Here is a 9,801-nt window from a genome sequence, read left to right as displayed (position 1 = left end):
GCGCCTCGTGTGTTCGTCTCGCATACAGTGTTCGACACCGGACACCACCATGAAGGGCCGAGTTAAGATGTTAACAGACCGCGGGGTGTCGAGAGAATACGCCGAAAACGGGCGCCGAAACCGCGGTTTCCGAACGACGAGCCGTCGGTCCGACGACCGCGGCGCCTCGGTCGTGTCGCCGCGTCCCCGGTCTACTCCAGCCCGTCGAGCGCGGCGACGACGCTGCGGAGCAACTTCTTCTCGCCGCGGCGCATGTTCTTCGAGACGGCCGCGGTCGAGACGTCGAACTCGTCCGCGAGCGTCGACAGCGTCGCCTCGCGGGGCGACTCGAAGTAGCCCGCGTCGGCGGCCGTCTCGATGGTCTCGCGCTCGACGTCGGTCAGGTCGCGGCACGCGTCCAGCATCGTCGAGGCCGCGTTCGCGTTCCGCATCGTGTCGAACAGCGCCTCCATCGAGAGCTCGGACCGGTCCTCGACGACGAACTCGTTGCCCTTCTCTAAGTCGTGGAGCGCCGCTTCCGTCGTCGCCTCGTCGTCGAACCCGACCTGCCAGCGCTCTGACCCGTCCTCGATCAGGAACGGGCCCGTGATGTAGCCGCCGTGGTCGGTTATCGTCGACATCGCGTTCGTCTCCTCGATGACGGTCCGGATGATCGCCGTCCCGTCCTGCTTCGAGAACAGCCGGTACTCGGCCATATTCTCGTGGTCGCGGAGGGCGGTGAGCCCCTCGCCGAGCTCGTAGCGGTCCGGCGACTCGACGAGCAGCCGCGTCTCCAGCTGCTCCGCCGCGGTGTCCAGCTGCCAGTGCATAGCGGAGAAGGAGACGTCGTGGTCCGCGGAGGTGTCGATGAACGGGCAGTCGAACTGCTCCATATCCATCGTGACGTCGAGCATGACACGACCTTATCCCCCGCGTATATAACGGTTGTTCCTGTGGAACGCTCGGTGAAGACTCAAAACCTTGTCTGGCACGTCATAACAGCCGTCGCCCCCGGTGTCTCGGTCGACCTCGTCACTGCGTACGCGCGACCCCTCGCAGACGCAGATTGCGCCCGAGGAGCCTGAAACGCTGTTTGATCGCAACCCCTCTGTCACCGATCGGGTCGCCGACCGACCGATCGTCTTCGAGACACGTCGGGCGAACACGGACAGTCGGGGCCCCACAGCCGATGCGCGAGGGTGTGAACGCCTTCCTTGAGGCGCTTGGCATCAGCTTCCGACGGGACGCACGAAGCCGCGGTCCACGGATCAACAAGCTCGACGGTCAACTTGATCGCGAGCAGAAGCCCCGCGGCGAGTACTACGATGATTCCTGAACGACCGGGTAGGTCGTGATCAGGGGGTACTGACAGTGTAGCTCGCCCGATACAGTGTCCCGTCGTAGACGACCATTGCCTCACTACCCGACAGGTCAACGAGATCAACCGATTCGCGGTCGCTATCAGAGGCGAACAGGCGCACAACGAGCGTCCGGTACGCCGATGACGCGTCGTCGATCGGCTGATCGTGGCCGTACTCTTGATCGATTGCCGCCTGAAGAATATCGTGTTGGCGGTCGGTGAGTGTCGACGCTTCGAGTTTTACGGCGTCCGTCCGAGACCGCGCAAGGACATCGGATACATAGGCCTCTTCTGAGGTGGCGACCGTCGAGCCTTCGAGTCTGTAGCTGTGTAAGCGCGTCTCGGTCGCCTCGCCGGTAACCGAGAGCCGGAGCTGTCCGTCTCCGTAGTGGACGGTATCATACTCGGGAGTCGGAACGACCAGCGACTCCGTTGGTCCGCTTGGTGTCGCCGGATAGACCAGTCCCCCATCGCCGGAGACGCGTCCCTCGGTCCGGGAGAGTCTCCGCCAGAGTTCGTTTATGAGACCGGTTCGGAGGGCGCTTCGATCAACCGCCGGGAGGGCATCGAAAGAGACCGTCTCATCGTCGTCGACCGAGGTCGTCGCCGGGACTGTCGCCTCGAATTCGATCGGATAGGCCATCGCCGGCGTATGCCCCGTCGTTTCGTGAGTGAGTTCGTAGAACGCTCCGTCCTGCTGGACGATCTCTCCTTTGGCAACCAGCGTGTCGGCAGCGGTATAGGACGCCGATCCGTCGTCGAGTACACGCCGAACAAGGGTGTGTCCGTACGGGCCGAGCGCACGAACTGTCACCGGCGTGGTGGTCCGCTCGGCGACGGTCGAGGGGGTCTGGGCGCGCAATGACAGCGATCCGATCTTGTCGTGCGCGGGCCCGAATATCGGTCTCACACACCCCGCGGTCGCGATGAGTCCGCTGGTCGCAAGGAGGGCACGACGTGTGGAGGCCATACACCGGTTGTCTACTCCGCGTTTCAAAAAAAATTGTTACTGCTCACTCCGAGCGCGGCGCTCTCCGCCCGCCAGCCCCGCTCCGAGCCGATCTCCTCGCCTCGCCTACTCGCCGAACCGCTCTTTCAGCGCCGCGCGGTCGATCTTCGACGGGCCGGAGGTCGGCATCTCGTCGACGAACGCCAGCGCCTTCGGGACCGCGTACCGGGCGACCCGCGAGGCGAGGTGCGACTCCACGTCGTCGAGCGAGAGCGACTCGTCGCCGACGAGTATCGCCTTCCCGACCGTCCCCCAGCGCTCGCTCGGAACGCCGATCACGACCGCCTCCTCGATCCGCGGGTGGTCGGTGAGCGCGTCCTCGACGCGGGGCGGGTAGACGTTCTCGCCGCCCGAGACGAACATGTTCTTCTTGCGCCCCTCGATGTGGTAGTAGCCGTCCTCGTCGACGCGCGCGAGGTCGCCGGTCGACACCCAGTCGCCGAACGTCTCGGCCGTCTCCTCCGGTTCGTCCCAGTATCGGTCCGCGGCGGCCGGCCCGGCGAGCTCCAGTTCGCCGACGGTGCCGTCGGGCACGGGACCGTCCTCGTCGACGACGCGCGCGTCGACCGCGAGCGCCGGGACGCCGACGCTCCCGGTCTTCTCCGGCGGGAAGTCGTCGGGCATCGCGAAGTTGTTCGGTCCGCATTCGGTGAGGCCGTACCCCTGCGATATCTCGACGCCGCGGTCCCGCCACGCGGCGATGACGCTCTCGCGGCAAGGGCCCCCGCCGCTCTTCACGAAGCGGAGCGAGGAGAGGTCTGTGGCGTCCCACTCGTCGTGGCGGGCCATCATCCGCAACACCGCCGGGACCGCGACGAGCGTCGTCGCCGACTCGCGCTCGACGTCGCGCAGGACGCGGCCGGGGTCGACCTCCGGGCTCAGGAGGATCCGCCCGCCCATCTGGAAGAAGGGGACCGTCAGCACGTTCCAGCCGCCGGTGTGGAACATCGGGAACACCATCGGCGTCACGTCGTCCTCGCGGAGCCCCCACGCGGTGATCGTGTTGAACGCGTTCCAGCGGATCGCGCCGTGACTGATGACCGTCTCCTTCGGCGTGCCCGTCGAGCCCCCGGTGTGTAAGAGGAGGTGCGGGTCCGCGAGCGACACGTCGGCGGTTTCGACGGGCGAGCCGTCCCCGGGCAGATCCCGCGTGTACGGGCGCCACGCGTCGTCGCCGTCGGTCGGGATCGAGCGGACCGCGGGCTCGACGTCCGCCCGCTCTAACGCGTCGATGACGTCGCCGCCGAACGGGGCCTCGACGAGGAGCAACTCGGGGTCGACGGTGCCCAACACCGCGGCGAGGTCGCGCTCCGCGAGGCGGTGGGAGAGCGGCGCCAGCACCGACCCGGTCTTCCCGGTCGCGAAGTACAGGTCGACGAGCTCGACGCGGTTCCGGGAGACGACGGCGACGCGGTCGCCCGCCTCGACGCCGGCGTCGCGGAGGAAGCGCGCGGTCCGGTTGGCGCGCTCGTCCAGCTCCGCGTAGGTGTACTCGGCGTTCGCGGCCGTGTCGGTGACGGCGACGCGGTCCGGCGAGAGCCGTGCGCGGCGGGCCGACAGCGAGCCGACCCAGTCGTACCCCCGGTCGCCGTGCGGGTGCGGTCGCGGGTCGGACTCGGCGCCGACCTCCTCCGTACGGTCGTCTCCCCGCGGATCGTTTCCGGTCGCCATCTCAGGCGACCCCGCCGAGGAAGGCCCGGATTCGGTCGTTGACGCGCTCGCGCTCCTCGACGAAGAAGAGGTGCGGCCCGCCGTCGAACAGGTCGACCTCCGCGTGCGGGAGACGCTCGGCGAGCAGCTCCGCGTTCTCGACCGGCAGCACGCGGTCCGCCGTCCCGTGGAGGACGAGCGCCGGGACGGACAGGTCGCCGATCCGGTCGCTCGCGTCGAACGCCGCCACCGCGGCCGCCTGCGCCTCGCGGCCGGTCGGGGTCGCGTCGCCCGTCAGCCGCCAGTCGACGATCCGGTCGACGAGTTCGGGCTCGCGGTCGTAGAAGCCGTCGGAGACCGCCGGCTCCATCAGGTAGCGGATCCGTTCGCGGGCGTCGGCGTCCTCGGGCGCGGAGAAGATGTGCTCTTGCACCTCGGGCGGGGTCGGTGCCGCGTCGTCGCCCCCGGGAGAGGTACACAGCAGCGTCAGCGAGGCGACCCGGTCGTCGGAGAGGGCCAACTCCTGCGCGATCATCCCGCCCATCGACGCGCCGCAGACGTGGGCCGCCTCTACGCCGCGGTCGTCGAGGACCGCGGCCGCGTCGGCCGCCATCTCGGCGACGGTGTACGGCCCGTCCGGCACGTCCGAGTCTCCGGTCCCGCGGTTGTCCGGCCGGAGCACCTCGTAGTCGTCGGCCAGCGCCTCGGCGAGCCACCGCCACATCCACCGGCCGTACCCGAGCCCTTCGAGCAGCAGCACGGTCGGTTCCCCGGGATCCCCGTCGACGGCGTAGTCTATCGTCACGCCGTCCCGTGTCACGGTTGGCATACTCGGATCGACCACGCCGTCCCTCATCAACCCGGGCGTTAACGTTTCAACCGTCTCCCGGTCGGACCGGCGCGAGCGACGCGGTACACACTCAAGTCCCTCCCGGGCGACCGCCCCGCATGGACGACGCCGCCTTCCTCTTCGTCTCGGCCGACGCCGCGCTGATCGCCGATCTGGCGTGGCAGGTTCACCGCGAGGGCCACGACGTGAAGTACTACGTCGAGGCCGAAAGCGACCAGTAGATCGGCGACGGGTTCGTCCCGAAGACTGACGACTGGCGCGCCGAGGTCGACTGGGCCGACGTGACCGTCTTCGACGACATCTGGGTCGGTTCCGGCGTCGGTACGTGCGAACCCGCCTATAGTAGTCGGTAGAACTTTTTACTCAGAGATATATGCTGCCTGTAATGGATCACCTCAACGAGGTCTCCGTCGAAGAACTCCAAGAGGCGCTTGACAATGTTGATGGAAACAAGCCGACTCAACGGCTGTTAGCTGCGATCGCGTACAAAAACGGCGTCACGCAAACCGAACTTGCCGAGTGGTACGACACAGAGCGAAAAACGATCTATAACTGGCTTAACCGACTCGATACCGACGAACCGCTTGAACAAGCTGTTACAGATGCTTACCGATCTGGTCGAAGACGAAAACTCTCAGAAAAACAGCAACAAGAGTTTGAACAAACAGTCCACGAATCACCCGAAGAGATCGGCGTTGACGCGCCGGCGTGGACGCCGGCGCTCGCACAAGAATATCTTGAAGAAACGTACGGCGTCGACTACTCAATCCCAAGCTGCCGGCGGTTGTTGAAAGAAGCGGGATTGAGTTATCAAAAACCACGCCGTTCAGCGTCTGAATCCGACGAAGATGAGCAACATGAGTTTTACGACGAGATCAAAAAAAGCGGCGGGAAATGGACGCCACAGTAGTCTGTATCGATCAAACCAAAAAATCGGTCCAAGTCGAGCCGCGTGCCGCGTGGTTTCCGCGCGGCACGCGGCCTTCTGTCGAATTATCTGGTCAACGGGACTGGACGTGTCTGCTGGGCGCGATCACCGAAAACGGTGATCGCTTCTTCTCTCGATTTACAGAGTACATTACCGCTGATCACGCAAAACATTTCATTTTAGCACTATGTGAAGAATTTGAAGATGATTTGATTGTCGTTCTCGATGGAGCACCGTATTTTCAGGCATCGGCCGTCACGGACCTCGCGGCCCGTGACGACCTCGCCTTTGTGACGCTCCCATCATATTCGCCGGAACTGAATCCTGTCGAGGAATGCTGGAGACAGCTCCAAGCAGCTCTCAGCAACCGCTTTTTCGACTCACTCGACGAACTTACAACAGCGATCGACAGTGCTCTTGATCAACTCTCGATTCCAAAAGTGAGTAATTATTTCTAGCAACTACTATAGGAACGACGCGAACAGGGGGAGGCCGTCGTCGGCGGGACGCCGAACACCGACCGCCTCGAAGAGGACCGCGGCTACGCGACGGAGGTGCTCGAAGACCACGGCGTCAACACGGTCGAACACCACGTGTTCCGCGAGTTCGACGCCGGTATCCAGCAGGTCCAACGGAACCCCGGATCTTACGCGATCAAACCGCTCGGCGAGGTACAAAACGTCAAGCGCCTGCTGTACGTCGGCGACGAGGACGACGGGGGCGACGTGGTCGACGTCCTCCGCGCGTACAAGGAGGCGTGGGGGCACCGGATGTAGGGGTTCTAGCTCCAGCGGAAGGTCGAGGGCGTCGAGGTGGCGATCTGCGGCTTCTTCGACGGGAGCGAGTTTGTCGACCGCGTCAACTTCAACTTCGAGCACAAGAAGCTGTTCCCGGGGAACATCGGGCCCTCGACCGACGAGATGGGGGCCTCGATGTTCTGGGCGGGACGGAACAGGCTCTTTCGAGAGACGTTCGGGAAGCTCGAAGGGTGGCTCGCCGACGAGGGGTACGTCGGGAGCATCGACATCAACTGTATCGTCAACGAGACGGGGATCTACCCGCTGGAGTTCACGCCGCGGTTCGGATACCCGACGATCGCCCTCCAGGAGGAGTCGATCGAGTCGTCGACGGCCGAGTTCTTCCACGACCTCGCGCACGGCGACAAGCCCGAGCCCGACCTCCACGACGGCTACCAGATCGCCGTGCGAGTCGTGCTGCCGCCGTTCCCGTTCGACGACGAGCAGACGTACGACGAGAACTCGCGGAACGCCGCCGTCGTCTTCGACGCCGCGGACAGAGCGGGGATCCACATCGAGGACACGAAGCGGGTCGACGGCCAGTGGCGTGTCGCCGGCGAGAGCGGGATGCCGATCGTCGTCACCGGGAAAGGAGAGACGATGGGGGCGGCGCGCAAACGGGCGTACGGGCGCATCGACGACGTCGTGATGCCGAAATGTACTACCGCGACGACATCGGCGAGCGCTGGATCGACGGCGACGGCGACCGGCTTCAGGCGTGGGGGTACCTCGGCCCGTGACGCGCGGGTCGGTCCGACCGGCGCCCGAGACGGGGCCGCGAGGCTCCACGAGTTTTTAACGGTCCGGCGCAACTACACGTGGTATGCCGAAGTACTCGACGGGCGGCGGCGGCGGCGGCGACGACGGCGACGCGTGCGAGCTCTGCGGGCGCGAGACCGCGGACCTCCGCAAGGCGACGGTCGCCGGCGCCAAGCTGCTCGTGTGTTCGAACTGCCGCCCCCACGACGACGCCGGCAACGCCCCCAGCGACCGCGGCGGTCCGAGCGGCGGGTCGCGGGGCGGGAGCCCCGGCGGCGCCGGCTCCGAGTCGCAGCCGACGGAGAGCCGGAACAAGGAGCTCGCCCGGAAACAGGCGAAGATGTACGACTCCGCGACCGGCGACTCGAAGCGCTGGGAGGAGGAGGGGACGAGCTACGAGTCGGACCGGCTGCCGTACCTCGTCTCCGGCTACGGGGACGTCGTCACCGAGGCGCGGCAGGACGCCGGGCTGACGGTCGAGGAGGTCGCGGCCGAGTTGGAAGTCGACGAGGACGACCTCCTCGCGGTCGAGGACGGCCGGGCCGCGACCGCCAACGTCGGCGGCTCTGTCGTGCGCGCGCTCGAAGAGCGATTCGGGATCGACGTCGTCGACGAGTGACTCTGACCGAGACGCGCGGATGAAGGCGATCAAAGACAGCGTCCACGGGCACGTCCGGCTCGGCGACCTCGCCGCCGAGCTGGTCGACACCCCCGCGTTCCAGCGGCTGCGACACATCAAGCAGCTCTCCACGGTCCGGCTCGTCTACCCCTCCGCAAACCACACGCGGTTCGAACACAGCCTCGGCGTCTACCACCTCGCGGGCCGCGCGGTCGATGGACTCGGCGTCGACGGCGACACCGCCGCGCACGTCCGCGCCGCGGCGATGCTCCACGACGTGGGACACGGCCCGTACGGGCACCAGACCGAGGGGATCATCCGGCGCGCGACCGGCCGCGACCACGACGACGTGGGGTGGCTGCTCACCGACGCCGACCGCGAGGTCTGTCAGGTCCTCGAACGCAACGGGCTCGACCCTGAGCGCGTCGCCGGCCTCATCGACGGCGCGGGCGCGCTCGGCCCCCTCGTCTCGGGCGAGCTCGACGTGGACCGCATGGACTACCTCGTGCGCGACGCCCACCACACGGGCGTCCCGTACGGCACCGTCGACACCGGCCGGCTCGTCACGGAGCTCCGGCTGGTCGGCGGGGACGGGGCCGGCGGGTCGGCCGACCTCGTCTCGGATCCGGGCCACGCTGTCGACCTCGTCTTGGACGAGGGGAACGTTGCGACCGCGGAGAGTTTGCTCGTCGCGCGCTCGCTGATGAACGCCGTCGTCTACCGCCACCACGTCTCCCGCGTGGCGGGCGCGATGCTGGAGCGCGCCTGCGAGCGCTACCTCGGCCGGACCGACACCGACGCGGCGGCGTTCCGCCGGATGGCGGACCACGACCTCCTCGTCGAACTCCGCGAGCGCGTGCCGGCGCTCGGCGAGCGCATCGAGCGGCGCGACCTCTACAAGCGGGCGGTGTGGGCGGGGATCGACGAAGTGCCGGCTGGCACGGTCGACGCGGGGCGCGCCGAGGAGCGGACCGCCGAACGCGAGATCGCGGACGCCGCGGGGGTCGACCGCGACGCGGTGATCGTGGACATTCCCTCGCGACCGACCCTCAAGGAGTCCGGCTCCGCCGTCGTCGTCGACGGCGTCCCGCAGCGGTTGGAGGACGCCTCCGAACTCGTCACCGGGCTCCGCGCCGCCGAGCGCCGCCGCTGGACGCTCGGCGTCTACTGTCCCGCGGAACGCGTCGACCCGGTCGCGACCGCGGCGCGGGAAGTCTTGGGACTGCGCGCGACGGAGCGGCCCGCTCCCTGACCCCCGCCGACGGCGACGCCCCGGGGCTCGGGCGCCGCGGCGTGCTCTCGCTTCCGCCGCGACCGCGCGCTCAGTTTCGCCGCCCCTGATCGCACACCGCGGGCGTCACTCCTCGTTCGGTCCCGGAACCGCCAACACGGGTCGGTCGGCGTTCAACACGAGCGCCTGCGTCGTGCTGCCGAAGACCACCTTGCCGGCCGGACTCCGCTTGCGCCCGGACACGCAGATGAGGTCTGCGTCGATGTCGGTCGCGGCCGCGAGGATCTCCTCGCCCGGATCGCCGCTGGCCTCGTAGTGGACGCAGTTCACGCCGGCGTCCTCCAGAATCTCCCGGGCGCGCCGCACGGTCCCGATCTGGTGGACCGACGCGCCTTCCGGGTTGTCTCGGAACACGTGACAGAGGTGCGCGGTCACCTCGTCGGGATCGCCCGGGAGGTCGATCACCGCCTCGGCCTGTGCGATCGCTCGCGGCTCGTCGTCGAGTCCGATGCCGAGCAACACGTCGTACATACGCGACACTTCGCACGGTCGCCTCATAAACCGTGCCACGGATTCGCGGCTGACGGGAGCCGACCGGCGGCTTCCGGCGCCGCCGCGG

Annotated in this window: 8 protein-coding genes and 2 pseudogenes; 5 read left to right on the top strand and 5 right to left on the bottom strand. The window is 67.3% G+C overall.

What is annotated here, in order from left to right; translation table 11 throughout:
- Window positions 1–191: 191 nt before the first annotated feature.
- The 4 genes from B9H04_RS12170 to B9H04_RS12155 all read right to left on the bottom strand — a co-directional run bounded on the left by B9H04_RS12170 (window position 192) and on the right by B9H04_RS12155 (window position 4,827).
- Window positions 192–893 (bottom strand): helix-turn-helix domain-containing protein, encoded by a 702-nt coding sequence (locus B9H04_RS12170; RefSeq protein WP_049932952.1) that lies wholly within the window; start codon window positions 891–893, stop codon window positions 192–194.
- A gap of 441 nt (window positions 894–1,334) precedes the next feature.
- A complete protein-coding gene (locus B9H04_RS12165) occupies window positions 1,335–2,309 on the bottom strand; it encodes a hypothetical protein (RefSeq protein WP_085682745.1) in 975 nt (324 codons plus the stop codon).
- Window positions 2,310–2,414: 105 nt separating this feature from the next.
- Window positions 2,415–4,019: a class I adenylate-forming enzyme family protein gene (locus B9H04_RS12160; RefSeq protein WP_080508618.1), complete on the bottom strand. Its 1,605-nt coding sequence runs from the start codon at window positions 4,017–4,019 to the stop codon at window positions 2,415–2,417.
- A gap of 1 nt (window position 4,020) precedes the next feature.
- On the bottom strand, window positions 4,021–4,827 hold the full coding sequence (locus B9H04_RS12155; protein WP_049932954.1) for an alpha/beta fold hydrolase: 807 nt from the start codon (window positions 4,825–4,827) through the stop codon (window positions 4,021–4,023).
- Window positions 4,828–4,946: 119 nt separating this feature from the next.
- On the opposite strand from B9H04_RS12155, the pseudogene B9H04_RS12150 reads away from it, so the two are divergent.
- The 5 genes and pseudogenes from B9H04_RS12150 to B9H04_RS12125 form a co-directional block, all read left to right on the top strand.
- Window positions 4,947–5,198 (top strand): annotated as a pseudogene (locus B9H04_RS12150) (phosphoribosylamine--glycine ligase); the annotation flags it as partial.
- 35 nt (window positions 5,199–5,233) lie between these two features.
- Window positions 5,234–6,234 (top strand): IS630 family transposase gene (locus tag B9H04_RS12145; RefSeq protein ID WP_139835081.1). Its coding sequence is split into 2 segments (ribosomal slippage): window positions 5,234–5,726 and window positions 5,726–6,234, totalling 1,002 coding nucleotides; the frame shifts between segments, so codons are not numbered across the junction.
- A gap of 12 nt (window positions 6,235–6,246) precedes the next feature.
- Window positions 6,247–7,313, top strand: a pseudogene (locus tag B9H04_RS19215) (phosphoribosylamine--glycine ligase); the annotation flags it as partial.
- A gap of 83 nt (window positions 7,314–7,396) precedes the next feature.
- Window positions 7,397–7,951, top strand: a complete 555-nt coding sequence (locus B9H04_RS12130) for a helix-turn-helix domain-containing protein (protein ID WP_049933122.1) — start codon at window positions 7,397–7,399, stop codon at window positions 7,949–7,951.
- 19 nt (window positions 7,952–7,970) lie between these two features.
- Window positions 7,971–9,203, top strand: a complete 1,233-nt coding sequence (locus B9H04_RS12125; RefSeq protein ID WP_049933120.1) for an HD domain-containing protein — start codon at window positions 7,971–7,973, stop codon at window positions 9,201–9,203.
- Window positions 9,204–9,308: 105 nt separating this feature from the next.
- Here B9H04_RS12125 and B9H04_RS12120 read toward each other — a convergent pair whose 3' ends face one another.
- Entirely contained in the window at window positions 9,309–9,713 is a 405-nt protein-coding gene (locus tag B9H04_RS12120) for a universal stress protein (RefSeq protein ID WP_049933119.1), read from the bottom strand.
- Between the last annotated feature and the right edge of the window lie 88 nt (window positions 9,714–9,801).

It is taken from the genome of Halorubrum ezzemoulense DSM 17463, from assembly GCF_002114285.1.
In the GTDB taxonomy this organism is placed as follows: Archaea; Halobacteriota; Halobacteria; order Halobacteriales; family Haloferacaceae; genus Halorubrum; species Halorubrum ezzemoulense.
This window is presented reverse-complemented; position numbering and strand designations above follow the sequence as displayed.

What these genes read in the sequence shown, in the direction of transcription:
- B9H04_RS12125 (WP_049933120.1), top strand. Translation starts at nt 7,971, where the DNA reads ATGAAGGCGATCAAAGACAGCGTCCACGGGCACGTCCGGCTCGGCGAC.
- B9H04_RS12130 (WP_049933122.1), top strand. Translation starts at nt 7,397, where the DNA reads ATGCCGAAGTACTCGACGGGCGGCGGCGGCGGCGGCGACGACGGCGAC.
- B9H04_RS12165 (WP_085682745.1), bottom strand. Translation starts at nt 2,309, where the DNA reads ATGGCCTCCACACGTCGTGCCCTCCTTGCGACCAGCGGACTCATCGCG.
- B9H04_RS12170 (WP_049932952.1), bottom strand. Translation starts at nt 893, where the DNA reads ATGCTCGACGTCACGATGGATATGGAGCAGTTCGACTGCCCGTTCATC.
- B9H04_RS12120 (WP_049933119.1), bottom strand. Translation starts at nt 9,713, where the DNA reads ATGTACGACGTGTTGCTCGGCATCGGACTCGACGACGAGCCGCGAGCG.
- B9H04_RS12155 (WP_049932954.1), bottom strand. Translation starts at nt 4,827, where the DNA reads ATGCCAACCGTGACACGGGACGGCGTGACGATAGACTACGCCGTCGAC.
- B9H04_RS12160 (WP_080508618.1), bottom strand. Translation starts at nt 4,019, where the DNA reads ATGGCGACCGGAAACGATCCGCGGGGAGACGACCGTACGGAGGAGGTC.